Origin of the sequence: Ensifer sp. 4252 (genome assembly GCF_050434565.1) — a bacterium.
GTDB lineage: Bacteria > Pseudomonadota > Alphaproteobacteria > Rhizobiales > Rhizobiaceae > Ensifer.
The window spans coordinates 336,639-363,155 of the sequence record NZ_JBNDIU010000004.1 but is presented as its reverse complement, the minus strand read 5'-3'; the positions used below and the strand labels follow the sequence as shown (position 1 = coordinate 363,155).

General features: G+C 62.2%; 27 protein-coding genes. 12 read left to right on the top strand and 15 right to left on the bottom strand.

The features are described 5' to 3' along the window. Positions 1-6: 6 nt before the first annotated feature. From ABIE33_RS12800 to ABIE33_RS12790, 3 genes are all read left to right on the top strand, one after another. Positions 7-1,056: an aldo/keto reductase gene (locus ABIE33_RS12800; protein WP_429125397.1), complete on the top strand. Its 1,050-nt coding sequence runs from the start codon at positions 7-9 to the stop codon at positions 1,054-1,056. A gap of 359 nt (positions 1,057-1,415) precedes the next feature. Then, the gene (locus tag ABIE33_RS12795) at positions 1,416-1,820 is read left to right on the top strand and encodes an antitoxin Xre-like helix-turn-helix domain-containing protein (protein WP_429125395.1); all 405 of its coding nucleotides are present in this window, start codon (positions 1,416-1,418) and stop codon (positions 1,818-1,820) included. Then, a complete protein-coding gene (locus ABIE33_RS12790) occupies positions 1,817-2,506 on the top strand; it encodes an RES family NAD+ phosphorylase (RefSeq protein WP_429125393.1) in 690 nt (229 codons plus the stop codon). Before ABIE33_RS12795 ends, ABIE33_RS12790 begins: the two co-directional genes overlap by 4 nt. Positions 2,507-2,803: 297 nt before the next feature. Here ABIE33_RS12790 and ABIE33_RS12785 read toward each other — a convergent pair whose 3' ends face one another. Together ABIE33_RS12785 and ABIE33_RS12780 are read right to left on the bottom strand one after the other, a co-directional pair. After that, the gene (locus tag ABIE33_RS12785; RefSeq protein ID WP_429125391.1) at positions 2,804-3,295 is read right to left on the bottom strand and encodes a hypothetical protein; all 492 of its coding nucleotides are present in this window, start codon (positions 3,293-3,295) and stop codon (positions 2,804-2,806) included. Positions 3,296-3,658: 363 nt separating this feature from the next. Continuing rightward, a complete protein-coding gene (locus ABIE33_RS12780; protein WP_429125389.1) occupies positions 3,659-4,579 on the bottom strand; it encodes a LysR family transcriptional regulator in 921 nt (306 codons plus the stop codon). A 137-nt stretch (positions 4,580-4,716) separates the two neighbouring features. On the opposite strand from ABIE33_RS12780, the gene ABIE33_RS12775 reads away from it, so the two are divergent. Together ABIE33_RS12775 and ABIE33_RS12770 are read left to right on the top strand one after the other, a co-directional pair. After that, the gene (locus tag ABIE33_RS12775) at positions 4,717-5,127 is read left to right on the top strand and encodes a (R)-mandelonitrile lyase (protein ID WP_429125387.1); all 411 of its coding nucleotides are present in this window, start codon (positions 4,717-4,719) and stop codon (positions 5,125-5,127) included. 89 nt (positions 5,128-5,216) lie between these two features. Continuing rightward, on the top strand, positions 5,217-6,206 hold the full coding sequence (locus ABIE33_RS12770; protein ID WP_429125386.1) for an aldo/keto reductase: 990 nt from the start codon (positions 5,217-5,219) through the stop codon (positions 6,204-6,206). 174 nt (positions 6,207-6,380) lie between these two features. Here ABIE33_RS12770 and ABIE33_RS12765 read toward each other — a convergent pair whose 3' ends face one another. Together ABIE33_RS12765 and gcvA are read right to left on the bottom strand one after the other, a co-directional pair. Further along, complete coding sequence (locus ABIE33_RS12765) at positions 6,381-8,042, bottom strand: arylsulfatase (protein WP_429125384.1); 1,662 nt, start codon at positions 8,040-8,042, stop codon at positions 6,381-6,383. Between the two features lie 354 nt (positions 8,043-8,396). After that, a complete protein-coding gene (gcvA, locus tag ABIE33_RS12760; protein ID WP_429125383.1) occupies positions 8,397-9,338 on the bottom strand; it encodes a transcriptional regulator GcvA in 942 nt (313 codons plus the stop codon). Positions 9,339-9,465: 127 nt separating this feature from the next. Here gcvA and ABIE33_RS12755 point away from each other — a divergent pair, with 127 nt between their 5' ends. Together ABIE33_RS12755 and ABIE33_RS12750 are read left to right on the top strand one after the other, a co-directional pair. Beyond that, entirely contained in the window at positions 9,466-10,278 is an 813-nt protein-coding gene (locus tag ABIE33_RS12755; protein WP_429125381.1) for an aminotransferase class IV family protein, read from the top strand. Positions 10,279-10,391: 113 nt separating this feature from the next. Beyond that, positions 10,392-10,760 (top strand): DUF4180 domain-containing protein, encoded by a 369-nt coding sequence (locus ABIE33_RS12750; RefSeq protein WP_429125379.1) that lies wholly within the window; start codon positions 10,392-10,394, stop codon positions 10,758-10,760. A gap of 79 nt (positions 10,761-10,839) precedes the next feature. Here ABIE33_RS12750 and ABIE33_RS12745 read toward each other — a convergent pair whose 3' ends face one another. From ABIE33_RS12745 to ABIE33_RS12720, 6 genes are all read right to left on the bottom strand, one after another. Next, entirely contained in the window at positions 10,840-12,264 is a 1,425-nt protein-coding gene (locus ABIE33_RS12745; RefSeq protein WP_429125377.1) for a tetratricopeptide repeat protein, read from the bottom strand. 150 nt (positions 12,265-12,414) lie between these two features. After that, positions 12,415-13,185 (bottom strand): siderophore-interacting protein, encoded by a 771-nt coding sequence (locus ABIE33_RS12740; RefSeq protein WP_429125375.1) that lies wholly within the window; start codon positions 13,183-13,185, stop codon positions 12,415-12,417. Between the two features lie 193 nt (positions 13,186-13,378). Further along, positions 13,379-14,626 (bottom strand): DUF1254 domain-containing protein, encoded by a 1,248-nt coding sequence (locus tag ABIE33_RS12735; RefSeq protein WP_429125373.1) that lies wholly within the window; start codon positions 14,624-14,626, stop codon positions 13,379-13,381. Positions 14,627-14,712: 86 nt separating this feature from the next. Then, positions 14,713-14,838 (bottom strand): hypothetical protein, encoded by a 126-nt coding sequence (locus ABIE33_RS12730; protein ID WP_429125371.1) that lies wholly within the window; start codon positions 14,836-14,838, stop codon positions 14,713-14,715. Between the two features lie 51 nt (positions 14,839-14,889). After that, positions 14,890-16,380 carry a DUF1254 domain-containing protein gene (locus ABIE33_RS12725; RefSeq protein ID WP_429125369.1) on the bottom strand — a complete coding sequence of 497 codons (1,491 nt, stop codon included), beginning with the start codon at positions 16,378-16,380 and terminating at the stop codon, positions 14,890-14,892. A 187-nt stretch (positions 16,381-16,567) separates the two neighbouring features. Beyond that, positions 16,568-17,797 (bottom strand): PLP-dependent aminotransferase family protein, encoded by a 1,230-nt coding sequence (locus ABIE33_RS12720; RefSeq protein ID WP_429125367.1) that lies wholly within the window; start codon positions 17,795-17,797, stop codon positions 16,568-16,570. A gap of 346 nt (positions 17,798-18,143) precedes the next feature. On the opposite strand from ABIE33_RS12720, the gene ABIE33_RS12715 reads away from it, so the two are divergent. After that, on the top strand, positions 18,144-19,772 hold the full coding sequence (locus ABIE33_RS12715; protein ID WP_429125366.1) for an arylsulfatase: 1,629 nt from the start codon (positions 18,144-18,146) through the stop codon (positions 19,770-19,772). 52 nt (positions 19,773-19,824) lie between these two features. Here ABIE33_RS12715 and ABIE33_RS12710 read toward each other — a convergent pair whose 3' ends face one another. Next, positions 19,825-20,457 carry a glutathione S-transferase family protein gene (locus tag ABIE33_RS12710; RefSeq protein WP_429125364.1) on the bottom strand — a complete coding sequence of 211 codons (633 nt, stop codon included), beginning with the start codon at positions 20,455-20,457 and terminating at the stop codon, positions 19,825-19,827. 45 nt (positions 20,458-20,502) lie between these two features. Continuing rightward, entirely contained in the window at positions 20,503-20,790 is a 288-nt protein-coding gene (locus tag ABIE33_RS12705) for a putative quinol monooxygenase (protein ID WP_429125362.1), read from the bottom strand. Positions 20,791-21,161: 371 nt separating this feature from the next. Here ABIE33_RS12705 and ABIE33_RS12700 point away from each other — a divergent pair, with 371 nt between their 5' ends. Continuing rightward, positions 21,162-21,764, top strand: a complete 603-nt coding sequence (locus ABIE33_RS12700; RefSeq protein ID WP_429125563.1) for a class I SAM-dependent DNA methyltransferase — start codon at positions 21,162-21,164, stop codon at positions 21,762-21,764. Positions 21,765-22,733: 969 nt separating this feature from the next. Here the strand turns inward: ABIE33_RS12700 and ABIE33_RS12695 are convergent. The 3 genes from ABIE33_RS12695 to ABIE33_RS12685 all read right to left on the bottom strand — a co-directional run bounded on the left by ABIE33_RS12695 (position 22,734) and on the right by ABIE33_RS12685 (position 24,892). Then, positions 22,734-23,045 (bottom strand): hypothetical protein, encoded by a 312-nt coding sequence (locus ABIE33_RS12695; protein WP_429125360.1) that lies wholly within the window; start codon positions 23,043-23,045, stop codon positions 22,734-22,736. A 210-nt stretch (positions 23,046-23,255) separates the two neighbouring features. After that, positions 23,256-23,915 carry a L,D-transpeptidase gene (locus ABIE33_RS12690; RefSeq protein ID WP_429125561.1) on the bottom strand — a complete coding sequence of 220 codons (660 nt, stop codon included), beginning with the start codon at positions 23,913-23,915 and terminating at the stop codon, positions 23,256-23,258. A 47-nt stretch (positions 23,916-23,962) separates the two neighbouring features. Beyond that, the gene (locus ABIE33_RS12685; RefSeq protein ID WP_429125559.1) at positions 23,963-24,892 is read right to left on the bottom strand and encodes a glycine betaine ABC transporter substrate-binding protein; all 930 of its coding nucleotides are present in this window, start codon (positions 24,890-24,892) and stop codon (positions 23,963-23,965) included. A gap of 710 nt (positions 24,893-25,602) precedes the next feature. Between ABIE33_RS12685 and ABIE33_RS12680 the strand changes: the two genes are divergently transcribed. The 3 genes from ABIE33_RS12680 to ABIE33_RS12670 all read left to right on the top strand — a co-directional run bounded on the left by ABIE33_RS12680 (position 25,603) and on the right by ABIE33_RS12670 (position 26,497). Next, a complete protein-coding gene (locus ABIE33_RS12680) occupies positions 25,603-25,806 on the top strand; it encodes a cold-shock protein (RefSeq protein WP_429125358.1) in 204 nt (67 codons plus the stop codon). Between the two features lie 173 nt (positions 25,807-25,979). Then, a complete protein-coding gene (locus ABIE33_RS12675) occupies positions 25,980-26,267 on the top strand; it encodes a hypothetical protein (RefSeq protein ID WP_429125357.1) in 288 nt (95 codons plus the stop codon). A 14-nt stretch (positions 26,268-26,281) separates the two neighbouring features. Further along, positions 26,282-26,497: a hypothetical protein gene (locus tag ABIE33_RS12670; protein ID WP_429125355.1), complete on the top strand. Its 216-nt coding sequence runs from the start codon at positions 26,282-26,284 to the stop codon at positions 26,495-26,497. The last annotated feature ends 20 nt before the right edge of the window (positions 26,498-26,517 follow it).

The following is a 26,517-nucleotide window of genomic DNA, read 5'->3' as shown; positions in this document are numbered from 1 at the left end:
AGCCAGATGGAATACCGATTGCTCGGCCGCTCCGGCCTGAAGATCTCGACCATCACCATGGGCACGATGACGATCGGCGGCGGCGGCAAGTTCGCGCAGGTCGGCAATGTCGGCCTCGACGAGGCGCGCCGCTATGTCGACATGTGCCTCGATGCCGGCGTCAACCTGATCGACACCGCCGATATCTATTCCACCGGCGGCTCGGAGGAAATCATCGGCGATATCCTCGGCGGCAAACGCAAGAACGGCGTTCTCGTCGCCACCAAGGCGCGCTTCAACATGGGTCCGGGGCCGAACGACGGCGGGCTCTCCCGCCACCACCTGATTGCCGCCTGCGAAGCAAGCCTCAGGCGGTTGAAGACCGACGTCATCGATCTCTACCAGGTGCATGAATGGGACGGCCAGACACCGCTGGAGGAAACCATGGAAGCGCTCGACACGCTCGTTGGCCACGGCAAGGTGCGCTACATCGGCTGCTCCAACTATTCCGGCTGGCACATCATGAAGGCGCTCGGCATCAGCGCGCTCGACCGCCGCCACCGCTTCGTCAGCCAGCAGATCCACTACACGCTCGAAGCCCGCGAAGCCGAATACGAGCTGCTGCCTGTTGGCATCGACCAGGGCCTCGGCGTGCTCGTCTGGAGCCCGCTTGCAGGCGGCCTGCTGTCGGGCAAGCACCGGCGCGACCAGACGCCGGATGGCACCCGCCAGCTTGCCGGCTGGAACGAACCGCCGATCCGCGATGAGGACCGGCTGTGGAAGATCGTCGACATGCTGGTGGCAATCGCCGGCGAGCGCAGCGTCTCGCCGGCCCAGGTCGCACTCGCCTGGCTGGTCGACCGCAAAGGCGTGACCTCCGTCATCATCGGCGGGCGCAAGGAGGAACAGTTCCGCGACAACCTCGCGGCCGCCAGCTTGAAACTGACGGACGAGGAACGCGAGCTTCTCGACGCCGTCAGCCTGCCGCCGGTGCTCTATCCCTACTGGCACCAGTTGCGCAGCGCCAAGGACCGGCTTGGCGAGGCCGACCTGTCGCTGCTGGGCCCGCATGTTTGAACCCCCACGCGGCTGCGCACTGAATGGACGCCCCTCATCCGGCCTGCCGGCCACCTTCTCCCCGCAGGCGGGGAGAAGGAAATCCGTCGCACCGCTCGTTCCACAACAGCCAAGCTCAGTCACTGCGGTTCTTTGACAACAGATGTCAGTTGGCGACACAGCCGTTGTCCGCGTCCCCTCTCCCCGCCTGCGGGGAGAGGGTTAGGGTGAGGGGCAAGCCATCGAGAGGGCGGCCAGAGACCAACCTGCCAAATGCCGGTGCCGGTGCCGGTGCCGGGAAAGCAACTCCCCTTGACTTTTGCCTTGCGAAGCACATTTTATATCATATGATACGCCGCAGGAATTCATAGGAGACAATCATGCCCAACGCACAGCCGGCTTTTGCCCCCGATCGCGACGCGGCAAGACATGAGGAAGCCGTCATCGTCAAGGCGGTGGTGAAGGCCTGCGACCTGTGGAAGCTGACGAACAGGGAGGCATCGCAGCTCTTCGACGTGCCGATCGCCACCTGGAACCGAATGAAGGCCGGCGACTTCAAGGGAAAACTCGACCAAGACAAGCGCATGCGCGCCAGCCTGATCGTCGGCATCTTCAAGGGCCTGCGGCTCTATTTCAACGGACCGCTGACCTATCAATGGCCGAAGGCAGTCAACACCGGACCGGTGTTTGACGGCCAGTCGCCGGTCGACCTGATGATCGAGGGCGGCATACCCGCGATGATGAAGGTGCGGCGCTATCTCGATGGCCTGCGCGGCGGCCTATGATCGCCGAGATCGATTTTACCGATCCGGCCACCATCCGGCTGATCTCGACCGCCTATATCGACGAGCCGGCCGTCAAGCCGCTCTGCGACGACGAGGACGACATCGAGATCCTCAACCGGCTGGAGGCGCTCACATCCGCGCGGCTGAGCCCGCTGGCCCTGCCCGCCGGCGTCAACCCAGCCGAACTCCTGAACGAATCCTTCGGCTACGGCTGGTCGCTGATCAATGCCGCCTTTTGCCATGCCCGCCCGCCCGGCAACCGCTTCAACACCGAGGACCGCGGCGCCTGGTACTGCGCCTTCGGCGACAATGCACTTGAAACCTGCCAGGCCGAGATCGTCTATCATCGCACCCGGGCGCTTGCCGACGCCGGCACCTTCCACGATATCGGCGCCTATCGCGAGCTGATCGCCGGTTTCACTTGCCGGTTCCACGACGTGCGCAGCGAAACGCGCGCCGCCTATCTCGGCCCCGACCCGGCCCTTGCCTATCCCGCCGGCCAGGCGCTCGCCGCCACTGTCTACACGGAAGGCGGCAACGGCCTGATCTACCCCTCCGCCCGGCACCTCTCAGGCGAATGCATCGCCGTCTTCCGCCCCGCCGTCATCCAGAACATCCGCCAGGGCCGCACCATCACCTTCGAGTGGAAGGGCTCGCCCGAACCGACGATCCGGCGCGAAAGTTGAGTGTGTCGCAGCAGTGCTGCGGAGGCAAAGTCACGTCTGGTGCGGAAAGATCGAGATCCTCTGACTGCCGAAAAACACCCTCATTCCTGCCTGTGCCGGAATGAGGGAGATCGAGTTGCACGCCCGCTGAGTAAAGACGGTTTGCTGGAACAACCGCTCGGCACTTGGGAGCAGGTCGAAAAGCAGGCGGCAAATCAGGAATGCCGGGAATGCGCCAGGAACCCACGCGCCATCACCAATAGGCGAAGGCTCCACGCGCTCCTGGCCACAGTCGCGCTCGAGCTCGTCAGGGCGTGATTACTGGGCGGCCTGGCAGGCCCTCAGCGCCTTGAAGGCGGCATCGGTTCCAGCGAGTTTGACGACAATGGGATTGCCTCCCTGGGGCGTAATCGTCAAGGCCGTCTTCTTGGCCAGGTCGTAGATGAAGTCAGGGTTGTTCACCCAGACAAACGCTCCGCGGTAGCCGTCCATGACCTGGCCTTTGGCCTCACCGCTGAACTTCTGGCCATCGACATCGAACAGAACTGCAAGCTTTTCGTCTGCAGCGACTTTGGCGTCGGCTTTTGTGTAGAGCGCCATGTAACCACGCAACGCGGCGGTTGCATCGATGCCCATCTGGACTTGTGTACCGTCTGCGTTTGATTTTGTGATCAAGCATCCCGGTCCCATGTTGTCCTTCACGAGAATGTCCCAGCCGGCTTCTGAACCGTATTTACTCTGGGCCATCACATCAGTTGCAAAGAGGGTCGAGAAGGCCAGCGTCAGTCCAATTGCAATCTCCGTCTTCATAGCAATCTCCTTTTTGTTTAGCAGGAATTACCAAGCCAAGCGCGGAGGACGCCGTTTATAGCAGCGCCCAACGGGGTGCGCGGCAACGGCTTCAACACGAGTTTGCGTGCAGGAGAAAAGCGAGCAACTGCGGCTTTCTAATGGAAACGGGAGAAATACCATCGACGTGCCGCCTGGGTTGCACCCGCAATCAAACAATTCGGTGGATTAACCATTCTTTAATCTTGGAATCACCGAAAAATTGGTAACGTGAGCGTGGCCGCTTGCTTTTGGGCACCGCTGCCAATCGTAAGGTACTCAGGCAACCTTAGGGCGTCCGGCAACGGGCGCCCTTTGCGTATCCCTCCCGAAAAGATTCAACAACTACGCCTGCTGGAATGACCTACGACGCTGGCCGCGATAGCGCAACGCGTCGGCAATCAATGTGAAGGCGGGCGACGTTTGCCGGCGGCTCGGGTAATAGAGGTGGTAGCCGGCAAAGGACGGGCACCAGTCTTCCAGCACCTGCACCAGCTGGCCTGAGGCGAGATAGGGTGCGACGGCATCCTCAGGCAGGTAGGCCAGCCCCAGCCCGCCAAGCGCCGCGTTTAGCCTGAGCGCGATGTTGTTGAAGACGAGCTGGCCCTCGACCCGCACCTTCACCTCGCGCCCATCCTTCTCGAATTCCCAGGCATAGATGCCGCCATGGGTCGGCAGGCGCAGGTTGATGCAATTGTGCTCCGTCAGCTGCTGCGGTGTGTGCGGTACTTTCCGCGTGGCGAAATAGGATGGCGCGCCGACCACCGCCATGCGCATGTCGGGCCCGATGCGCACGGCGATCATGTCCTTGGCCACCTGCTCGCCAAGACGCACGCCGGCGTCATAGCGCTCCGAGACGATGTCGGTCAGGCCGTAGTCGACGATCACCTCGACGTGAACATCCGGATAATCAGGCAAGAGCCGCTCCAGCGCCGGCCAGAGGATGCGGTCGGCCGCATGCTCGCCTGCAGTGATGCGGATCGTGCCCGCCGGCTTGTCGCGAAATTCGCTGAGGGCTGCCAGCTCCCGATCGATCTCGTCGAGGCGCGGGCCGATCGACACGAGCAGCCGCTCGCCTGCCTCGGTCGGCGAGACGCTGCGCGTCGTGCGCGTCAACAGCCTCAGCCCCAGCCGCGCCTCGAGCCCGCGGATCGTGTGGCTCAGCGCCGACTGCGAGACCCCGAGCTGCGCTGCCGCCTTTGTAAAGCTGCGTTCCCGTGCGACAGCAAGGAAAGCGATGAGGTCATTGATCGGCTGGCGCGGCATTCATGAAATCCTCTCACAAGCGCTTGCGACATTTACCACCTAATCCTGATCAATCCCACGCCCTAAATTGCTTGAGACGATAGCGACGACATCGCGGCCGATACGGGTCACGCAGCCATTTTCAAAGGATCGACGCCATGAACATCAAGCGAAGCGGCTCTGAAGCCTCGGCCAAGGGACCGCTGGATTATTTCACCGGCTCGGTGCGCATCGATGCCCCCTTCCAGGGCACTGCGCCGGCGCGCATCAGTGGCGCCACCGTCACCTTCGAACCCGGCGCCCGCACCGCCTGGCACACCCACCCACTCGGCCAGACGCTGATCGTCTTGTCCGGCCTCGGTCGCGTTCAGCGCGAAGGCGGCCCGGTCGAGGAAATTCGCCCGGGCGATGTCGTCTGGTTCGAACCGGGCGAGAAACATTGGCACGGCGCCTCGCCAGCGGTAGCCATGACCCATGTCGCGATTGCCGAAGCCCTCGACGGCAAGGTCGTCGACTGGATGGAGAAGGTCAGCGACGCGGACTACCAGGCGGAAATCAAAGCTGGCTGATCGTCGGCCGTTGGCAAGCCCTCGCCTGCCCGGCTGGGCGCGCCATCTCTATCCCGGAAACATCGTCATTCGAGACAAGGAAAAGCTCCATGGAAAAGCGCACACTCGGCAAAAGCGGCCTTGAAGTCTCGGCCCTCGGCCTCGGCTGCATGGGCCTCAGCTATGGCTACGGCCCGGCCACGGAAAAGCAGGCGGCCATCGCCGTGATCCGCACAGCCTTCGAACGCGGCGTCACCTTCTTCGACACCGCCGAGGCCTATGGTCCCTACCGGAACGAAGAGCTTCTCGGCGAGGCGCTCGCCCCCGTGCGTGACAAGGTGGTGATCGCCACCAAATTCGGATTCGACTTTGATGCGGACGGCGGCCAGAGCGGCATGAACAGCCGGCCGGAGCAGATCCGCAAGGTCGCCGATGCGGCACTCAAGCGCCTGAAGACCGATGTGATCGATCTGTTCTACCAGCACCGCGTCGATCCCAATGTGCCGATCGAGGACGTGGCCGGTACGGTGCAACGGCTGATCAGCGAGGGCAAGGTCAGGCATTTCGGTCTTTCCGAGGCTGGTCCGCAGACCATCCGCAAAGCCCATGCAGAACAGAAGGTGGCAGCGCTGCAGAGCGAGTATTCGCTGTGGTGGCGCGAGCCGGAGGCCGAAATCCTGCCGCTGCTCGAAGAGCTCGGCATCGGTTTCGTGCCCTTTAGCCCGCTCGGCAAGGGTTTCCTCACCGGCGCCATCAACGCCGACACCACCTTCGACAGCAAGGATTTCCGCAATGTCGTGCCGCGCTTTACGCCCGAAGCGCGCAAGGCCAACCAGGCGCTGGTCGATCTCTTGGGTGAGATCGCCAAACGCAAGGGGGCAACGTCGGCGCAGATCGCGCTCGCCTGGTTGCTGGCGCAAAAACCCTGGATCGTGCCGATCCCCGGCACCACCAAGCTCCACCGGCTTGAGGAGAACATCGGCGCTGCGGCCGTGCAACTGACATCGGACGATCGCGGCGAAATCGACGATGCGCTCGCCAAGGTCACCATCGAGGGCGACCGCTATCCCGCCCACCTGCAGGCGCGCGTCGGCCGCTGAACCCGCAAGCTTCGAAAGGAGCCAGCCAGGGAATATCGATACCAACGAGATCCTGTTCCGCTCAACCAGCCAGGAATATTGAAGCCCGTGATGAGCGGGCGCCAGACACGGCTCGGCGGGCGCAATGCGCCGGCCGATGATATGCACGCAGAAGGGCGTATGGAAACGCCCTCCTTACCTCGGCGCCAGGCCTTCCAGGTCGTTCAGTCGCTTCATCGCCGCTTGCTGCTGCAACAGTCCGTAGTTGATCCCGCTTGCGTTCAGCGAGCTGCCGGCCTGGTAGGGGAACTGATCGAAGTCGGAGAAGAACTCCTTGATCTTGCCCTGGATCGGCACCAGCAGCCACATGTTCCGGGCCAGGAACTCGATCGCTCCGCCGCCGTCTTCCATGGCCCGCTCATAGGGATCCATCCGCAGGTTTGCGATCAATGCCCAGCTCGACACCTCGCGCGTTGCGGTCGCGATGTTGCCGTGGCTGGCAGTCGCGAAACTTAGCTTCCAGTCGTTCCAGCGGATGGCATTGAGGTTGCCGCCCTGGTCGAAATAGTAGACCGAGTCCCGTGGCGGGGCCTTGGCCTCTCCCTTGAGCAGCTCCGTCAGGTCGAAGCCGTCAAGATGCACCTTGAACGTCTTGGCGCCCGCCTGGAACCCCTCCTTCATCTGGCCCTTGACGTCGGAAATGCCGGCGGCCGTCGCAAAGGTCGGAAGCCAATCCATCAGCGTCACGGGGTCGTTGATCTGCGTGCCCGGCTTCACCACGCCTGGCCAGCGCACCATCATCGGAATGCGGAAACCGCCTTCCCAGGTCGTGCCCTTTTCGCCGTGGAACATCGTCTGCGCGCCGTCCGGCCACAGCGCCAGTTCGGCGCCGTTGTCGGTGGTGTAGAGCACGATGGTGTTGTCGGTGATGCCGAGGTCGTCGAGCTGCTGGAGAAGCTGGCCGACATGACCGTCATGCTCGACCATACCGTCCGCATGAATGCCCTTGCCGGTTTTGCCCATCGAGTCCGGCTTCAGGTGCGTGAACACATGCATGCGGGTCGCGTTGAACCAGACGAAGAACGGCTTGTCGGCCTTTGCCTGCCGGTCGATGAAATCCTTGGCAGCACCGAGAAATTCCTCGTCAACCGTTTCCATGCGCTTGGTGTTGAGCGCGCCCGTGTCTTCGATCTTGCCGTCGGCACTGGATTTGATGACCCCACGCGGGCCGTACTTCTTCTTGAACTCGGGATCCTTGGGATAGAAATAGCCTTCCGGCTCTTCCTCGGCATTGAGATGATAGAGGTTGCCGAAGAATTCGTCGAAGCCGTGATTGGTCGGCAGATGCTGGTCCTGGTCGCCCAGATGGTTCTTGCCGAACTGGCCGGTGGAGTAGCCCTTCGTCTTCAACACATCGGCGATCGTCGGCATCCAGTCCTGGATGCCATGCGGGTCGCCGGGCATGCCGATGGTCAGAAGCCCGGTGCGGAACGGTTCCTGTCCGAGGATAAACGAGGCGCGTCCGGCCGTGCAGCTCTGCTGTCCGTAGGAATCGGTGAAGATCGCACCCTCGGCCGCAATTCGGTCGATATTGGGCGTGCGGTAGCCCATCAGGCCCATGGTGTAGGCGCTGATCTGCGGAATGCCGATGTCGTCGCCGAAGATGACTAGGATGTTCGGCGGCTTGCCATTGCCGGCGGCAGGCTGTGTTTGCGCCTTTGCCGCGCTAAGCGGCGCGCTTGAGCCCACCATGGTCGCGGCGGCAAAGATCGTGCCGCCGAGAAGCAGGCTGCGGCGGTCGACGTCAAGCGAATGACGGGTCTCGTCGCTGGATGGCTTATCGACATTGTGAACCATGCTCATCGTCTCCTGTTCGTGAGGACTGCAATATTTGATTGCTCTGAAACGCCTGTTGAAACCTTCTTGAAACTGTTGCGGGGGGGTGCTGGAGCCCGCTTTTGCACCGCCCGTTTGGGCGTTGCTGACTGCCCACCGATCGCGCCTCAAAAAATTACCACGCAAGCGCGCGCAATCAGGAGTACGTAACAGTTACGTAGCGGCAATTAATCGCTTGACCGGCGCGCGGAACGCGTCGGAATGGCACGATAAAGCTGGAGATTTCGCACGCACCCGACCCTGTGCAGCTGATGGTCACGACCTATGCCAGCCTGGAGTGCGCGGGAGCCGCGGCGCCGCTTTCGGCGCATCAATTCAGGACGCAGGCAGCGCCAATGGTCGCTGCGTCGACGTCATTTCGCCCTGCATCCAGTCGCAAAAGGCCAGAACCCGTGGATCCTGCCCGGAGTTCTCGGGGTAGACGAGGTGATAGGCATAATCTTCCGCCACACTGACGCCGATGTCGAACAGCTGCACCAGCCGTCCCTCGGATACTTCGTTACGGATCATCGCGAGGTCAACCAGGCCGACCGCGCCGCCGTCGATCACGGCCTCGACCACGTGGCTGGTGTCGGTAAAGGCGACGCATCGGCTGTCGTCGAAATCGTCGATACCGGCTGCCGCCATCCACATGCGCCAGTTCGGCCAGAGCATGCCTTCGGTGGTGCACTCGACGTGGCACAGCGTCTGGCCGGCGAGGTCGCGCGGCGTCTTCGGCCTTGCGCCGGCAGCGTTCAGCTTCGGGCTGCAGACCGGTGCGATCACCGCTTCGAACAGGCGCTCAGACCGCATCCGCGCATACCGGCCGGACCCGAAGCGGATGGCGATATCGACATCGTCAGCGTCGAAATCCCTGACCTCGTCGCTGATGTCGAACGTCAATTCGACGGTCGGATTGGCAGCACGGAATTGCGAAAGCCGCGGCAAGAGCCAGTTGGTGGCAAAACGCGGGCTGAGCGACACGCGCAGCTGTTGAGCGCCGCGCGCCATCCGGCGGGCGCGGCCCACGGCCCGCTGCAGCGTCTCCAGCGCCTGGACGGCCGCCTCGAACACGACCGCACCGGCCGGCGTCAGCTGGATGCTGCGGCTGGTGCGGGTGAACAGCACGAGACCGAGCTGATCCTCGATTTCCTTGATCTGGTAGCTGACCGCCGCCGGCGTCAGCCCCACCTCGTCGGCCGCGCGAGTAAAATTCAGATGGCGACCGGCAGCCTCGAAGGTTCTGAGTGCGCGGGTCCCTGGCAGCATTCGGTTCATGGATCTTCAAACCAGCCTTAATGATCCATCGAGAACTACTTGTTTTTCTTTGATCGATCAATCGCCGATGATGACGATCAGAGACGGAGGCAACCGCCCCGCCACAAACCGGATCTTGGAGAAAACAATGTCTGCCGGCCCAACCTCTTCAGTCGTACACCGCAACGGTCAGGCCGCAAGCGCCTACGACCTTTCGCCGCTCGCCTTTGCCGGTTACGCCCACTTCACCGCCATGCAGGTCCGCGGCAGCAAGGTGCGCGGCCTCGACCTGCATCTCGCCCGCCTGCGTTATGCCTCGATCGAGATGTTCGGAAAGGCCTTGCCCGACGAGCAGTTGCGCACCCATCTGCGCGCAGCGCTGGCCGCCTCCCCGGCCGACCACTCGCTGATGGCTACCGTCTCTTCGCCGGCAGGAGAGTTCACCGTCGCCGGCCCGGATGTCGGGCTCGATGTGCTCGTCCGCGCCGGCCCCGCCTCATCAGGCCCGAAGGGTCCGTTGGCGCTCTTGACCGTCGAGCACGAGCGGGCCTTGCCAACGATCAAACATGTCGGCGAGGTCGCCAAGACCTATTTCCTGCGCCAGGCCGTGGCTCAAGGTTTTGACGATGCCGCCTTCATCGACCGCCATGGCCGCCTCAGCGAAGCCTCGATCTGGAACCTTGCCTTCTGGGACGGCGAGACCGTCGTCTGGCCCGAGGCGGAGATGCTGACCGGCACCACCATGGGCATCGTCCGCCGTCAGTTACAGTCGCTCGGCATCGCCCAGCGCACACAGGAAATCAGGCCCGCCGACCTGCCCGCCCTTGCCGGCGTGGTGATGAACTCGTGGACCCCGGGCATCGCCATAAGTCGGATCGACGCGACACCGCTGCGTGACCCCCAGGCCTTCCTGGCACTGCTCCATCGGGCCCATGAGGCGGAGCCCCTCGTTTCGCCGTGACCACAATGCGCGGAACAATCCGGGCGCCAAGGGGCCGCCGCGTGCCAAGCGGCGGCCCTCCTCGCTCACACCTCCGGGTTGCATGCCAGATTTTTCCGCGCTATCTCGAGACCATGGACCAGCTCATCGAAATCGGAAATACGCGCGTCCTCAGATGCGCAGACGAAGGTGCCCTGCTTCGGGTCGCAGGCGACGCCAACGATTCTCTTGGCGACGCTTGGGCTCATAGTGCCGACCTGCTGGCGATCCCGGTTACACGCCTCGGCCCGGATTTCCTCAACCTCAGCACGCGCGTCGCTGGCGAGGTTTTCCAGAAGTTCGTCAATTACCGCATGAAATGCGCCGTCGTCGGCGATATCTCGCAAGCGCTTGATGCCAGCAAGGCGCTTCGCGACTTCGTCCGCGAAACCAACAAGGGCAATGCCCTCTGGTTCGTCCGGGATTTCGACGCGCTTCGTCTCAAGCTTGCCAGCGCCGCCTGACCGCGCTTGCGCCAGACAATCGGCGCGCCCAAGCGCCGCTGGCGACGCCGATCAAGCCAGGGCCCCGAATGGCATCTTCCTATTGGCCCTTTTCCATGCGGATCGACTCGCGCAGCGCCTTGGCCTGCGCATAGTCCGGTCTCAGCTTCAGGGCGGCATCGAGATCGGCAATGCTGCGGTCTATCCGGCCCTTGGCGGCATAGGCTACGGCGCGGCTGTGCAGGGTCTGCGGCGAATTCGGCGTGATGACCAGCACCGCGTCGAAATCGGCAATCGCCTGATCGAGCCTGCCCTTCTCAAGCAAGGCGTTTCCTCGGTTGAAGCGGGCCGCTACTTGCCGCGGATTGAGCGTTATCGCCCGGTCGAGTTCGGCGATCGCGTTGTCGAGCGCACCCATGCGAAAATAGCTTTCGCCGCGGCCGTTATAGGTATCGGCATTGTCAGGGTCGAGCTTCACGGCCTTGTCGAAATCGACGAACGCCTGATCGAACTCGCCCTTGAGCGAATAGGCAGCACCGCGGCCGCCATAGGCATTGGCAAAGGTCGGATCGAGTGCAATCGCCCTGTCGAAATCGGCAATCGCCAAGGCAAACTCACCCCGCTGCGCGTATACCGATCCACGGCCGGTATAGGCATTGGCCAGTTTACCGTCGCGCTTGATCGCCGCGTCGAAATCCGCCATCGCCTCATCGAGCCGACCGAGCTCGTAATAGGCGGCAGCGCGGCTCTGGAGGGCATCGGCATTCGACGGCGCAAGCCGGATCGCCTCGTTGAGATCGACGATCGCCGGCTCCAGCTTCTTCCGGGTGAGAAGCATCGTACCGCGGTTGTAGTGGGCCATGGCGAGCCCGGGATCGAGCCGGATTGCCTCGTCGAAGTCGGCGAGTGCCTTTTCCGCCTCGCCCATGCGGCCATAGGCTTCCCCTCGCCCGTTATAGGTGGCTGCCTGCGTCGGATCGAGCGCTACCGATCTGTCATAGTCGGCGAGCGCCTGCTTGAACTCGCCTTTCAAGGAGTGTGTCGCCGCGCGGTTGCCATAGGCGGTGGCAAAGCCCGGATCGAGCGCGATCGCCTTGTTCAGGTCAGCAAAGGCCCGCTCCAAATCGCCCATCTGCGAATAGACGATGCCGCGTCCGTTGTACGCATTCGGCAAGGCGGGATCGAGCCTGAGGGCGTCGTTGAAATCGGCGATCGCCGGCTCGAATTCGTTGCGCTCGAAGCGGACGACGCCGCGGTTGCTGTAGGACATCGCCCGGTTCGGATCGCGCTCGATCGCCGCATCGAAATCGGCAACCGCCTTGTCGAGGTTGCCCAGCCTGAAATATATCATACCGCGGTTGTGATAGGCGACGGCGTTGCTCGGATCGAGCCGGATATATCGATCGAGTTCGGCGATCGACTGCTCGGGGCTCGCCGCCGGCGCAGCGTGTTGCGCCAAGGCAGACGGAGACGAAAAGCCCAGCAGCGCTACGACCGCGACACGCGTCACAATCCTCATCGGCATGAACCCCGGCTTCAACGACAAGATGTGTCACGGAATATAGGGCGTCTTTCGCGATTGTCTCCCCGGCCGTTTTGGGGGGTGCCGCGGCCCATCGCTGGCGATGGCCGTGGCGCGCCCTACCGGAAGCGCCAACGGCCATATAGCAGTCAGTTACTCGAACTTCTCCGTGCTGTCCGCCTTGCCCTTGACCCAGTATCCCGACGCCTTGATCCAGGCGAGCGGATAGCCCCGTTCCTCGGTGAGGTGGGCGCGGATCGCACGCGTCACCGAGGCTTCGGCCGCGACCCAGACAAAGGTGTTGGGCTCGATGACAAGAGAGCGCAGGATGGCAAGAAGCGCCGAGGCGTCGGTCGCCTGATGCAAGGAGCGATAGCCCCAGTGGCACGTCAACTCCGCCTTCGTCTCGAACGCCTGTTGTTCGGCAGCTTCAGTGACGACGGCAATGCTGGTGATGCGAGCACCGGCACCGGCCTCCTCGATCCGACGGCCGATCGCCGGCAGCGCCGTCTCGTCGCCGATTAGCAGCCAGCGTTCGACATTGGAAATAACGGCGGAGCCGCGTGGGCCGCCGACGTTCAAGGCATCGCCCGGGCGCGCGTTCATCGCCCATTGGGTGATCGGCCCGGCCTCGTGCAGCGCGAAGTCAAGCACCAGCGTGCGGGTGGCGGCATCGTAACGCCGCGGCGTGTAGTCCCGACGCTCCTCCGTACCGTCGCCTGCCGGCACCAGGATCTTGACGTGATCATCCGGCGCGAGGCTGACGAAATCGGCAAGATCATCGCCTGAGAGCGTGATGCGCAGCATGCCGGGCGTGATCCGCTCGACAGCGGTCACGGTGAGCAAGCGTCGCTTGAGATCGTGGCGCACGCGCTCGATCCTTGGGGCTGTCGAGGTATGGGGCGTGGTTAGGATATTGTCCATCTGCATCCTTTTGGGGGCTCGTAAATTTCGATCCGCAGGACACAGTCGCGCAGATCGAAGCCGCAGAGCCGTTCGATCATACGCGTTGAGTGACGTTAACGCTTACGTGACCGGACAGCGCCCGGCCATTTCGACTGTTGTAGCCGACATGCCGCTCCGGTGCAACGCGATCGAGCCAGAGCGCCGACAAGCCCTAGCCTGCCCTCTCGACCGCTGGCGGCGTCCACGTGCCGTCAACAACCGCTGGCTTCGGCCAATAGGCGCGGATGTAGAGCGAGAAATCCCCGTCCTTCGGCGCCGGCAGCCAGTTGTCGCGATGATCTTCCCTGGGCGGTTCGGGCTGCACGTAGATCGTCAGTGATCCGTCGGCATTGTATTTCAGGGACTTGTTCTTGGTTCCGACGGAATAGCGCTTGACGTCGTTCGGCTCGAAGAAGTGGTGTTCGTTGTAGAGCGTCAGCGACCAGAACCCGTTGACGTCAGGCGTCTGGCCCTTGGCAAAGGTCACCGTGTAGCTGTTCTTGCCGTTCAGCCGCGCGCCCGTCTGATCGAGATCCTGGTAGAAATACTTGGTCTCTGACGGAGCGTTGACGAAGATGTTCGACTTGGCGACGGCCGTGCGGGTGAAATAATCCGTGCCGAACGCCGCATTGTTCGCCGTCGTCGTCCAGTTGTGCGCCAGGGGCAGGCCGTAGTTGCGGAACTGGAACAGAGGCTTGACGAGCTTTTCATCGGCTTCGGCGGCTGCCTCGTCCACCGCCTTGCGGATGGCGGGATCTGCCTTTGCGGCGGCAACGACGGCAAGCACCTGGGCGTAACGAGACTCCTCGCCCGGAAGAGGCGGCGCATCGGCAAGGGCAAGCGGCAATTCGTCTATGAATTTTTCCGGCACCACCCATTGCGTTTCCGCCGATCCGTCTCCCGAGGCCGGCACTTTCTTGACCGTGTTCCAATCCACGGTCTTCATGGTGCCGTCGTATTCCGACAGAGGATAAAGCGTGATGCCTTTCAGCGCCTCCTGGACCGCCGCCTTGTCCTCAGCCGTATCGTCCTGAAAGACGCGTGGGATCACGTTGCCCGTATTGGTGGAAGCGCGGAATACCTTGGTGATGCCCTTGGGCACCTCGCCGCGCCAGTTCGGCCCGACAAGCAGGTAGAAACCCGGCTGCGTGCCGTACATCTTGCCGAGCTGCGCAAAGCTGTCTGTCCTCAGATCGACGACCTGATAGACCCAGAAGCGATCCTTGAAATCCGGAACCTGGATGACGACCGGAGACGTGTCCAGCGCCAGAAACCCGGCACCATAGACCACATCCTGGTTGGGGCATGCCACCAACCTTTCATCGGGCTCGACATAATCCGTGAGCATCGGCGCCATCGGGGCCGCGCCGGAATAGAGTCGCTCGGGAACCTTGGAGTAAGACAGCCGCCGACTGTACATGTTGACCAGCGGCCAGGCCCAGAAATAAGCGTCGCTGACGACGAGCTTTGCATAGTCGGCGGTGATCCGCGTGCCGGCGACCGGGCCTAAGGCATGGAGGCCGCCCAGGCGGGCGAGATCTGAACCGGCTCTGCCGAAACCTGCCAGGCGGCCAGGATCGCGGCAATCGCCGTGACGGCCAGGATCATGCGATGGGTTGTCTTGATAGCCATTAAAACCTCCCAAAGGATTGATGCCGCGACCGTTGGATCGCAGGTCGAGGGTTACTTGACCTTTTCCAGATCGCCGGGCTTCCAGCTCTTGTCGAAGAAGGCCTTGGTCGGACCGTAGAGCCGCAGGATCGTGAACCAGCCCTTGGCGGGAATAGTGGCGATCCAGTTCTTGCCCGCACCCGGCGACGTCGGCCCGAAATAGATATCGGTCGAGCCGTCGGCATTCTGTACCGGCTTGTCCATGGTGTTGAGCGAGGGGAACGGCTGGCCGTTGTCGAGGCCGGATCCGGTGATCGGATCATAGACCGTCACGGACCAGAAGATCTTGGCGGGGATGTCCTTGGGCAAGGTGAGCTTGTAGTTCAGATCACCGGAGAGATAATCGCCGTCGGCATCCTTGAAGGCGTTGGGGTATTTCGCGCCGACATTCTCCATGTTGATCGCCATGCCCGGGCTCGTCGAATAGGCATAGGTGAAGAAGCTGGCACGGGCATCGAGCTGGTTGTAGCTGTCGGCGGTGAATTCGGCATTCGTCGCGAACGGGTTCAGCCATTGCCGGTCCTCATAGTATTTTAGCGACGTCGGGCCGTAGGCGAAGCCATGCGCCATGCGCGAAGCGGTCTTGGCCGCATCATCGAGCAGCTTGCGGGTCTCTTCGTCAGGCGCGAAAGCCTGCCCCTTGACGATGCCGAGATCGGCGGCCATGCCGCGCATCTCGAAATCCTTCGGGTCGACATATTCGTGATCGACGAAGCGGGCCAGCATGTCGAAAGCCGCCCCATCCTGCGGGTAGAGCATGTTGACCGGCACGCCCGAGGCATCGGGGAACTCCATCTTCTTGGCCGTCTCCTCCTTGCCGAGCGGATAGATTCGGGTCTGCTCCATGACCTTCACCGGTTCCTCCAGCTGCTTCGGGTCTTTGAAGAACCCGCGCCAGAAGACGAACACTCCGTAGGTTCCGGAGCGGTAGGTGAAGTAGCCTTCGGGTACCTCGCCGTCATAATCCGGCGGCAGGATCAGGTATTTTCCGCCCTTGCCCTGATCCGGGCCGGGCAGCCCGACATCACCCGCCCATTTGCGTCCGCCGATCTCGCCTTCGGATGGGATCGGCCGCTGGAAGAAATCGTCGATGATCCCCTGAAGTCCCGGCGGTACCTCGATCACCATCGGCCCGTCTTGCTTGAGGTCGAGATAGCCGAGGGCATAGATCACGTCGGAATTGGGCGTGGTGATCAGGGTCTTGGCATCGAGCCGCTTCTTGAAGATCGGCAGGACATTGTAACCCTTGCCGAACTTGGCCTCCGAACCTTCCTTCATGCCGTACATGTTGAGCGCCGGCAACGCCCAGAGATAGGTCTGCACCGCCCGCTGGAAGATCAACTCCTTCTGCAGCGCGGTGACGCTGTCAGGCGACAGGTATCCCTTGGTGTAGGGCGCTCCCGCAAGATCGCGCGCATCGGCAGCGATAGCGCTCGTGTTCATCGTCGACAGGGCAAGAATGCTTGCCGCAAGCCCAGTGGCTAGCAATGTGTATCTTGGCATGGGTCCACTCCTCGAAAGCCCGATCACAAGATCACGTCGAGGCAGGCGGCAAAAGAACGTAACGGTTACGATGACGTAACGACCGGTTCGGGCCCGACGAGACTTCCGTTGCTTTCGTTCCGGCTCAAAGAAAAAGGCGCGCCCGCTTCAGCGGACGCGCCTTTTACGAAAAGCCGGATGGTCGCGATCAGGCCGCCAGGGCCGCCGCTTCGCCGCGCACGAGATCGCCGAGACGACGGATGCCCTCTTCGATCATCTTGTCGTTGGCGCAGGAGAAGGAAACGCGCAGCGTGTTCTCGCCCGAGCCATCGGCAAAGAAGGCGCGGCCAGGCACGAAGGCAACCTTGGCCGTCTCCAGCGACTTCGCCAGAAGTGCGGTGCCATCCATGCCCTTGGGCAGCGTCACCCAGACGAACATGCCGCCTTCGGGCTTGGTCCAGGTCACGCCATCCGGCATGTACTTCTCGAGGGCTGCCAGCATGGCGCTGCGGCGGTGCTTGTAGACTTTGTGGATCTTGGCAACCTGCGCGTCGAAGCCGCGCTCGGCAACCGTGCAGATCGCCATCTGGTTGATGGTCGAGGAGTGCAGGTCGGCCGCCTGTTTCAGCAAAACGAGCTTGCGGATCACCGTCTCCGAGGCGCAAACCCAGCCGACGCGCAGGCCCGGCGCCAGCGTCTTGGAGAACGAGCCGCAATAGACGGTGCGGGTGTTGTTGATGTCGCCCTTGCGCGCGATTTCCAGCGCCAGGATCGGCGGGATCGCCTCGCCGTCGTAGCGCAGCGACTGGTAGGCGGCGTCTTCGATGACGGCGATGTCGAGCTCTTCGGCAAGGTCCAGCACCCGTTCGCGCCCTGCCAGGTCCACCGTCTCGCCCGTCGGGTTGGAGAAGTCGGCCGAGAGATAGGCGAACTTGACGCGGCCGCCGGCGGCCTTCGCAGCCTCGGCATAGGCGGCGGGCGTGCGGTTGCCGCCCGGGTTCAGCTGGTCGTAATGCGGCTCATAGGCGTTGAACGCCTGCAGCGCGCCGAGATAGGTCGGCCAGGTCACGAGCGCCGTGTCATCAGGCGAAAGGAACAGCTTACCGATATAGTCGAGGCCCTGCTGCGAGCCCGAGGTGATGAAGATGTTGTCGACGGTGGCGGGGATGCCCAGCTTTTCCATCTGCTTGGCGAGCCATTCGCGCAGCGGCTTGTAGCCCTCGCTGACCGAATACTGCAAGGCAGCACTTACGGCCGGGCCGGAGAAGATTTCCGCATAGGCATCCTTGAACTCCACATCCGGAAACAGCTCGGGATCGGGAATACCGCCGGCAAACGAGATGATGTCGGGGCGGTCGAGCAGTTTCAACAGTTCGCGGATCTCCGAGGCGCGCATCCGGCTAGAGCGCGTCGCGAATATATGGTCCCAGTCGAGCATTGGGTCGTTTCCTCAAGGATTATTGGAGCGGGGCAGCGCCTCCAGGCTTCGTCCCGCATTCTCGTTTGTCCTTCGACAGGATCACGGCGGCTAATTTATGTCAACGTTATTGACCTAAACCGCGGCATTTTCCGCCTCCCCGCCGGATCTCACTCTGCGTTATGCAGTCGACGTCGCGTCAGCCTGAAGTGGCCGTCCGCATCAGCGTGCATACGCCCCGGCCGAAGGCATGATGTAACTGTTACATCCTTGTCCGCCGCCGGAACAGGGCGCAGAGTTTCACCTTCCATCGATCGCATATCACAGGCCGCATTCTCGATCATTCACCGGTATGGAGAAACACGCCATGAGTACGCATCAGGGAGACGACGATCAGCAACAGAACGGGCATTCATCAGGCGTAAGCCGGCGCGACCTTCTGCTCGCAGGCAGCGCGCTCGCGGCAGCGGCGATGACCGCCTCCGGCGGGGCCGCACCGGCGAGTGCCCAGCAATCCACGCCCGCCACCGCAGGCGGCGGCAAGCCGAACATCCTCATGATCATGGGTGACGATATCGGCTGGTTCAACCCGAGCATCTATCACCGCGGCATGATGGGCTACCGCACACCCAATATCGACCGCATCGGCAACGAAGGCGCGATGTTCACCGACTGGTACGGCGAACAGAGCTGCACCGCCGGCCGCGCCGCCTTCATCACCGGCCAGTCGCCGATCCGCACCGGCCTTACCAAGGTCGGCCTGCCCGGCGCCGATATCGGCCTGCAACCGGAAGACCCGACGGTCGCCGAATTCCTGAAGGCGCTCGGCTACGCCACCGGCCAGTTCGGCAAGAACCATCTGGGCGACAAGGACGAATTCCTGCCGACCAACCATGGCTTCGACGAGTTCTTCGGCAACCTCTATCACCTCAACGCCGAAGAGGAGCCTGAAAACCCGGATTATCCGAAGAGCCCCGATTTCCGTAAACGCTTCGGCCCGCGCGGCGTCATCCATTCCTACGCGGATGGAAGGATTGAAGACACCGGCGCGCTGACGAAGAAGCGCATGGAAACGGTCGACGAGGAATTCCTGGCCGCAGCGCTCGAATTCATCGATCGCCAGCACAACGCCCAGAAGCCGTGGTTCTGCTACTTCAATTCCACCCGCATGCACGTCAACACCCACCTCAAGCCGGAATCCGAAGGCAAGACCGGCAAGGGCATCTATTCCGATGGCATGGTCGAGCATGACGGCATGGTCGGCCAACTCCTGAAGAAGCTCGACGATCTCGGCCTCGTCGAAAACACCATCGTCGTCTACACCACCGACAACGGTGCCGAGGTGATGACCTGGCCGGATGGCGGCAACACGCCGTTCCGCGGCGAAAAGGCCACCAACTGGGAAGGCGGCTACCGCGTGCCGACCTGCATCCGCTGGCCGGGCGTGATCAAGCCGAACACCATCTACAACGACATCGCCTCGCATTACGACTTCATCCCGACCCTCTGCGCGGCCGCCGGCGAACCGGATATCGTCGAGAAATGCAAGGCGGGCTATCAGGCCGGCACCAAGACCTTCAAGGTGCATCTCGATGGCTACAACCTCATCCCCTATTTCAAGGGCGAGGTAAAAGACGCTCCCCGTCGCGAGTTCCTCTATTGGAACGACGACGGCGAACTGGTATCGGTGCGCTTCCAGGATTGGAAGGTCGTGTTCAAGGCGCAGGAAAGCACCGGCATCGGCGTCTGGCGTGACCAGTTCACCACCATGCGCACGCCCAAGCTGTTCAACCTGAGGGCCGATCCGTTCGAGCGCGGCGACGAGTCGATCGAGTACGAATCCTGGTTCTTCAACCGCGCCTTCGTCGTCGTGCCGTCACAGGCGATCGTGGCGAAATGGTTGGAAAGCTTCAACGACTTCCCGATCCGCCAGAAGCCGGCGAGCTTCAATCTCGATGAGGTCATGGAAAAGCTGTCCGGCTCCGGCAGCAAATAGCGCTACAGCATGTTTCCTTAAATCCTATTCGATTTAAGGAATTATGCAGTAATCAGTCCGTGGCCTCGAGGCTTGCAAGAGCATCGGCGATCCGCGGCGGCGCCTTGGGGCGCGCATACATTCGCTCGAGATAGGCTTTGAGATTGGGGAATTCGTCGATCAGCCCGAACTCATTGCCCCAGTCGATGACATAGACGGTGACGCAATCGGCGATGCTGATGCGGTCGCCGATGACGAACGTGCGCCCATCCATATGCCGCTCGAGCACCTGCGCCATCGCCACGAACTCCTCCTTGGCAAGCGCGATGTCCTGGGGCAAGCGCTTGTCTTCGGGATACAGAAAACTGTGCTTGGATATCCGCCACAGCGGCTGTTCCAGTTCGGTGACCGCAAACAGAGACCAGCGATAGGCCTGCGCCCGCTCGGTCAAGTCGACGGGCATCAGCCCCTTGGCGGCGTATTTTTCGGCCAGGTAGAACACGATCGCCGCGGATTCCGTAAGCACAAGGTCACCGTCGACCAAGACCGGAACCTTTCCGGCGGGGTTGAGGCGCAGGAAGTCGGGGTGACGGTTTTCGCCGCCCAGCAGGTTGACGGGCACGAACTCGAAGTCCGCGTCCAGTTCCTGAAGCGCCCAGAGAGCGCGAAGCGAGCGTGTCGGACCCAATCCATACAGTTTCATCATCTTGGCGTTCCTCGGTTTCTATCAGCCTGCAGCGTCGCTGCACTGTCAAAACGGCGGCCCCGAATGGCTGATGTGATGCGTGCGGACATTTCCGGCTTCGAATTTTACATCAGTTTTGGGCGGGTTCGATATCTTTCGCCAGGCCTTGAGCGCGGCTTCTGATTCCCACAGTTCCATCATGTTGACACGAGTGGGATCGACTGGGTCTTCGCTGATGGACAGGTCGAGGCAGCCGGGATGGGCACGAGCCCGCCTGATCAGATCCGCAAAGGCTTCGACGAACGCCTTCCGCCGAGCGGCCGGAACGCTGTAATGGCCCGCGATAACCAGCATGTTTCTTCTCCCAACATCAAAATTGCGTGGTCGCCTTCCAAGGACGTTGCAGGAAACGCCGATCCGACAGAAGCTCGCAAAAATGTGCAGGCAGTTTGCAGATCCGGCTCTCGCTCACGCCGCTCGGCGATGTGCGTCGCGCGATACCGGATCGCGGAAACCCGCCATTCGGCCAAAGATTGCCTGGGCGCAATGTTGGCGCAATCGCGCGGCCGCATGCCAACCGCTCGAGTAGGGCATCTCCAGGAAAGTGTGAAGCGGCTTTCCATCAGGAAATGCTTGGAAACAAAGAGATAGAGCGTTTCTGCGACTTCGTTTAGATCGGAACCGCTCCAGAATGATGCGGTACGCCAGAGGAACACCAAGTGACGATAGACAGCAACGACACCCTCGCTTTCTACCGCGACAATGCCGAGACCTACGCGGCACGCGACCGGCAGCCGCCGACGGATCGCCTCGCCGCCTTCATCGCCCGGCTCTCGCCCGGTACCGCGGTGCTCGATCTCGGCTGCGGCGGCGGCCACGATAGCATCCATCTGATCGCGGGTGGCTTTGATGTCACGCCCTGCGACGGATCTGCGGAACTGGCGCAGGCGGCAGAGCGGCGGATCGGCCGCAAGGTCGAGGTCGTCACCTTTCAGGAAATCGAGTGGAGCCAGAGGTTCGACGCCGTCTGGGCGGAAGCGTCCTTGCTGCACGTGCCGCGCGCCGAATTGCCTGACGTGCTGGTGCGCGTGCACAGGGCCTTGCGCCCGGGCGGCCTGCTGCAGGCGAGTTTCAAGGCCGGTGAACGAGAAGGCCACGACCGCTTCGGCCGTTACTTCAACTACCCCTCGGCAACCTGGCTTCAGACCTGTTTCGAATGGGCTGGATGGTCGAACATCCACATCGAAGCGGCGGACGGCGGCGGCTACGACAACCAGCCGACCCGCTGGCTGCATGTGACGGCCACGGCTGACCGCGCAACGCCTTGAAGCGGGTTGCTTCTGCTCCTGAGCACGCAGACGGACACTCCGCGAATTTAAGGATAAAAACATGCAGAAATTCAAAGTGCTACAGCGACCTCTGCGCGTCTGACAAGACGCGCGGCGCTGCAGAGGACCGGACCGCGTTCAGAAGGCCCCGGGTCGCGCGGCCGGGGCACGGCAGATCAACACCAGTAAGCAAACGCCGTTGACCTGCCCTAACCATGCGCGCAGTTCAAGCCGAAACCTTAGTTCAGGCTTCGCGGCTAAAGTAACTCAGGATCAGAAGCGTGCAGATCGCGCCAATGATCAGGGCATCGAAAAGTGCAAAGTGCTCCAGAATGTTTGGCATGATACATTCTCCTTCCCACTAAACCTATGAGAGCATATTTTTGCTCCAATGGGAAGCTTTCAGAAAAATATACTTTATTGACCAACGTCAATTCGAAAACAAAATCTTGCGATGCAGCAGGAATATACTGCGCCGCACAAGAAATTACCAATCAAAATCTACGGTAAACGCAACCAGAAGGAGCGCCGCGGAGGTGGTAGTCATGGCTCGCAACGGTCGCCGATGTGGCTGGTTGCGTTGCATGCCCTGGCCGTCACGTGGACCGAAGATGTCCACCGATATCCCGTGTGACGGCATGGCTTCGCCTTCCCGCATCAGGCCGACCGAGTGTGCGCGGCCCGGCAGATCTCCATCAACCGGCATCGGCTCCAGAAGAAGTTATGCGGAAGCTCAAAGCCGCGGCGTGTTTGCGCACCCCAATAGGCACGCACGGCCGGGTCTGCTCCAACCGGCATTGCCCGAAACCTGGCGGCTATTTCGGACAGACACAACTGCACGCCTCCTTAGATCGGATGTGATCCCATAACAAAATTATGTAGCAAATTCAAGACATTAAAGCGCCAACGCGTCATATTTGACGCGCGGCCTGCAGGACCTGCGGCAGGTATCCGTCCTGGCGCCGTGCGTCAGGCCACCGGCTGGACGGATTTGACGCTGCCGTTGTTGTCGACGATGCAGTTGAACTTTCGTCCGCCGGCGTCGAGATCGACGCTGTAGGATGCCGCGTCCAGCTGGCGCGAGCTTGTGGGCAGAACCTTGCTGCTATCGACCTTGGCGGTGCCCGCCGCCGCATTGGCGCAGATCAGCTGCAGATCGGCCGGTGCCGTCTGCAGGCTGGTGCGCGCCATTTCCTCGGGCTTCGGCGGCGCAGACTGGCAGCCGCCGAGAACGGCAAGGCCAACCCCTGCCGCCACAAACAAGTTCCTTGAACGCATCATCCCCTCGATCACAAAAAGTCCTCCCCTTCCAAATCCTGTGGTTCGCTGCCCTGCCCCGCCGCCCATTGCCCCGGCTGCCGGCTCGGATCAGACACCAATCGCCAAGCTTCTGTTCAAACAGTCCGGCCTCGGCGCACTCGCAGGACGAAGCAGCCGAGACATGCCCCGGCCGACGGCGGCCTTCACAGGCGCTGCCGCCGGGCCGCTGCTTCAAACACCCTTGTAGAGTGCCGCACCCTGCATCAGCACGATCACCTTCGCGCCGACCTCGACCCGCGAATGCAGGTCGGTTACGTCGTCATTGTTCATGCGGATGCAGCCGGATGACACGTCGAGCCCGATCGTCCAGGGCTCCACCGTGCCGTGGATGCGGTAGATCGTGTCGGCGTCGCCCTCATAGAGGTAGAGCGCGCGGGCACCGAGCGGGTTGTCCGGGCCGCCGGGCATGCCGGCTGCCCACTTTGCCGCGTTCGGATCACGCGCAACCATTTCGGCCGGCGGCGTCCAGGTCGGCCACTCCGCCGTGCGCCCGACGCGCACGATGCCGGCCCAGCCGAACCCTTCACGCCCGACGCCGATGCCGTAGCGGATCGCCTGCCCACCGGGCTGGACCAGATAGAGAAAGTGCTGGTTGCCGTCGATGATGATCGTGCCCGGCTTTTCCGCTGTGCGGAACGGCACCACCTGCCGGCGAAAGGCCTCGGGCAGCTGATTGTTGCGGGCATAATATTGCCGTGCTTTCTTCTTGTCGTAATTGACCCATTTCTTGGTTCTGGCGTCGTAGATCTGGGTCTGCGCCAGCGCCACCAAGGGTCCGAGGCAGAGGCCTGCGGCAAGCATCACCAGCCCGAGCTTGCGCGCCCGGGTCATGAACTTTGTGCTTCCCGCATCGGCTGCGTTTCGATCCGGTGTTGTCGTCATGGTTTCGCCCACCCGTCGATGCGTGCCGCGTTGTCGTCCGCCCACTTCTTCGCGTAGTCGGCCGGCGTCTGGCGCTCGACCTCCAGCGCGTAGCTCATCTTCGTCACCTCCTCGGGCGAGAAGTCGACCTGATCGAGGAATTTGGCGATGTCGGGATGTTTCTTGCCGAAGCTGGTGGCATAGGCGATCTGGAAATGCGCCGCGTCCCAGGAGGTCGCAGCCGTCGACTTGGCTACCCACAAGGGGTCATCCGCACCAACGATCTTCCACTTGGCCGGATCGTGCGGCGGCTCCTCGATGCGAGCGATCTTGTGCAGCTCGAAGACGTGGTGCGGCGCGTAACAGTAAAACACCATCGGCCGTGCCGTCGCGATCGCCGCATCGACACCTGCCATCGCCACCTCTTCCTCCGCCTCGAACAGCGTCAGGTTCGCGCCATAGCCGTAGCTGTTGGCCCTGGCGCGCTCGATACCGGTCGAAAGCCAGGTCGGCGCGCCGATCCAGAGCTCGCCCTTGCCGTCGCCATCCGTGTCGAGGATCTTGGTCTTTTCGGGGTCGCTGAGATCGGCGATCGTCTTGATCGTCGCGGCCGCCTCCGGCGTGGCGCAGAGCCCCTGCCAGGCCGACACGCTGCGCGCGCTGAGCGTCGCCACACCCTTGTCGGTCACGTATTTCTTGACGATGTCGCCGAAATTGGGCTGCCAGACTTCCGGCTGGATATCGACATCGCCGGTCTCGAAGCCGACGAAGGCGTTGAGTGTTCCGAGCTCCTTGACCTCGGCATCGAGGCCGAATTTCTTGGCGATGCTGACCTTGAGGATGTTGGCCGTCGCCTGGCCGGACGGCCAGTTGGGCATGGCGATCACCAGGTCCGCCGCCGTGACGGGGGCAGCGGAACCGAGCGCGAGCACCAGGCAGGCAGACATGCAGAACTCTAGACGTCTCTTCACAGTCCCCTCCGAACAGCATTGACCGATCGACTTGAATGACTTGCGAATGCGTATGAAAGGCATAGCGGGCGGCGGCGATGCCCGCACCCTATCGAATGCAACTGTTCCCGTAGTCGGGCCGCTTCCGGCCCCGGCAACGTTTTCCGCCACCTGGTCTTCTTTGGCCGGCAGGATGCCTACAGGATCGACATCCGTCAACGCCCGGCTACACCGGACGTTGAAAGTGCTGTGATTTTTTCCATCAGCCGGCAGTTGTCCCAAAGGAGCGGCAGGGCGCGCTGCATCGGCTCGTTCGCCGCCGGCACCGGCGGCGCCGCCCCGCCCGCCAGTCGAGCGCAGCGGCGATGGCGGCCGCAAGCACGCACCGGATTGCGCCGGTCTGCCGCGCGCGATGAAACGGTTGAGCAGATAGCCGGCCGGCAAATGAGCAATGAACCCGAACGATTTCCCCGGGCATGTGAAGCGCGGCAGGCATGACGCGAACAGGATCGAGATTGCAACTCGTTTGGCCGAATTCGTAGCCACCTTGCGTTAGACGCAATTAAAGCTCACAGTGTTACATCGACATTGGCCATTATGGCTTTTCGCGGCGTCAGAGGCCCTCGACCCGCCATCTTTCCCTATATCGAGCGCTGAAGTGTGCGCGCCGCGTGCACGCGCGGTTCCTCGAATGCCCATGTGCTGACATGATCATAGGCACGATCATGCGTTTCGACTTCAACCGCGGCTACGGTTTCGTCCAGCCGGAAGACGGTGGTCGCGCGGTCTACGTCGATGCGCGGGCGCTCTATAAATCAGGCATCAAATCGATCTTTCCCGGGCAGACATTCCGCTTCGAGATCTGGAAAGACGAGAAGGGCCGCATCGCCGCCCGCAACCTGCGGCTCTGACGCAGTCGACAACGAACCGATTGTCATAGCCGCAACGCCGAGCAAATGCCGGCGTTACAGCGCCGCGCGTCAAATATGACGCACCAAGGACGCTGTAACACTATGTATTTTCTGCATAATTTCACCTTAAATCGGATCCGATTTAAGGAATTGTGCAAGTAGAAGGAGACGTTATGTTCAGCCGAACCAAGCACCGAACCGTCCACTTCAGCGAACCCTTCCGATTGCCGGATGTCGAAGGAATGCTCGCGGCCGGAGACTATGAGGTGGATGATGACGAGGAACTGATCGAAGGCATTTCGTGGCTCGCCTATCACCGCGTCGCCACGTTCATCAAGGTACCGGCGACGACGGACAATCAGCAGTGCATGCGCATGGTCGCGATCGCGCCGGATGAGCTCGATCGCATTATCGCGGTGGACCGCGCCAAGCATGCCTTCGGCCAGGCACCCCAACCCTGAGAGGTCAAGAACCAATGCCCGCACATCGCTTCGCCGTTGGATTATCGGTCCGTTTCAGGGATCGCAGCCATCTCTCGCCGAATGCGGCGGAAACCTACCGCATCACCGCCATCATGCCCGTTCGCGACAGCCAGCCCCAGTACCGCATCCGCAACGACGAGCTTGGGCAGGACCGCGTCAGCAAAGAGGAAAACCTGGAGCCGATCGAATGGGGCATGCCCCGCCACTAACAGCACCGCGCGTCTTATCA

Bases quoted from the DNA above. Each gene is read 5' to 3' on its own strand.
- ABIE33_RS12775 (WP_429125387.1), top strand. From the start codon at position 4,717: ATGAACATCAAGCGAAGCGGCTCTGAAGCCTCGGCCAAGGGACCGCTG.
- ABIE33_RS12680 (WP_429125358.1), top strand. From the start codon at position 25,603: ATGATCATAGGCACGATCATGCGTTTCGACTTCAACCGCGGCTACGGT.
- ABIE33_RS12685 (WP_429125559.1), bottom strand. From the start codon at position 24,892: ATGTCTGCCTGCCTGGTGCTCGCGCTCGGTTCCGCTGCCCCCGTCACG.
- ABIE33_RS12765 (WP_429125384.1), bottom strand. From the start codon at position 8,042: ATGGTTCACAATGTCGATAAGCCATCCAGCGACGAGACCCGTCATTCG.
- ABIE33_RS12790 (WP_429125393.1), top strand. From the start codon at position 1,817: ATGATCGCCGAGATCGATTTTACCGATCCGGCCACCATCCGGCTGATC.
- ABIE33_RS12785 (WP_429125391.1), bottom strand. From the start codon at position 3,295: ATGAAGACGGAGATTGCAATTGGACTGACGCTGGCCTTCTCGACCCTC.
- ABIE33_RS12780 (WP_429125389.1), bottom strand. From the start codon at position 4,579: ATGCCGCGCCAGCCGATCAATGACCTCATCGCTTTCCTTGCTGTCGCA.
- ABIE33_RS12705 (WP_429125362.1), bottom strand. From the start codon at position 20,790: ATGCTGGTTATCGCGGGCCATTACAGCGTTCCGGCCGCTCGGCGGAAG.
- ABIE33_RS12755 (WP_429125381.1), top strand. From the start codon at position 9,466: ATGTCTGCCGGCCCAACCTCTTCAGTCGTACACCGCAACGGTCAGGCC.
- ABIE33_RS12695 (WP_429125360.1), bottom strand. From the start codon at position 23,045: ATGATGCGTTCAAGGAACTTGTTTGTGGCGGCAGGGGTTGGCCTTGCC.
- ABIE33_RS12745 (WP_429125377.1), bottom strand. From the start codon at position 12,264: ATGCCGATGAGGATTGTGACGCGTGTCGCGGTCGTAGCGCTGCTGGGC.
- ABIE33_RS12740 (WP_429125375.1), bottom strand. From the start codon at position 13,185: ATGGACAATATCCTAACCACGCCCCATACCTCGACAGCCCCAAGGATC.
- ABIE33_RS12730 (WP_429125371.1), bottom strand. From the start codon at position 14,838: ATGGCTATCAAGACAACCCATCGCATGATCCTGGCCGTCACGGCGATT.
- ABIE33_RS12735 (WP_429125373.1), bottom strand. From the start codon at position 14,626: ATGTACAGTCGGCGGCTGTCTTACTCCAAGGTTCCCGAGCGACTCTAT.
- ABIE33_RS12690 (WP_429125561.1), bottom strand. From the start codon at position 23,915: ATGACCCGGGCGCGCAAGCTCGGGCTGGTGATGCTTGCCGCAGGCCTC.
- ABIE33_RS12725 (WP_429125369.1), bottom strand. From the start codon at position 16,380: ATGCCAAGATACACATTGCTAGCCACTGGGCTTGCGGCAAGCATTCTT.
- ABIE33_RS12670 (WP_429125355.1), top strand. From the start codon at position 26,282: ATGCCCGCACATCGCTTCGCCGTTGGATTATCGGTCCGTTTCAGGGAT.
- ABIE33_RS12800 (WP_429125397.1), top strand. From the start codon at position 7: ATGGAATACCGATTGCTCGGCCGCTCCGGCCTGAAGATCTCGACCATC.
- gcvA (WP_429125383.1), bottom strand. From the start codon at position 9,338: ATGAACCGAATGCTGCCAGGGACCCGCGCACTCAGAACCTTCGAGGCT.
- ABIE33_RS12795 (WP_429125395.1), top strand. From the start codon at position 1,416: ATGCCCAACGCACAGCCGGCTTTTGCCCCCGATCGCGACGCGGCAAGA.
- ABIE33_RS12710 (WP_429125364.1), bottom strand. From the start codon at position 20,457: ATGATGAAACTGTATGGATTGGGTCCGACACGCTCGCTTCGCGCTCTC.
- ABIE33_RS12715 (WP_429125366.1), top strand. From the start codon at position 18,144: ATGAGTACGCATCAGGGAGACGACGATCAGCAACAGAACGGGCATTCA.
- ABIE33_RS12675 (WP_429125357.1), top strand. From the start codon at position 25,980: ATGTTCAGCCGAACCAAGCACCGAACCGTCCACTTCAGCGAACCCTTC.
- ABIE33_RS12770 (WP_429125386.1), top strand. From the start codon at position 5,217: ATGGAAAAGCGCACACTCGGCAAAAGCGGCCTTGAAGTCTCGGCCCTC.
- ABIE33_RS12750 (WP_429125379.1), top strand. From the start codon at position 10,392: ATGGACCAGCTCATCGAAATCGGAAATACGCGCGTCCTCAGATGCGCA.
- ABIE33_RS12720 (WP_429125367.1), bottom strand. From the start codon at position 17,797: ATGCTCGACTGGGACCATATATTCGCGACGCGCTCTAGCCGGATGCGC.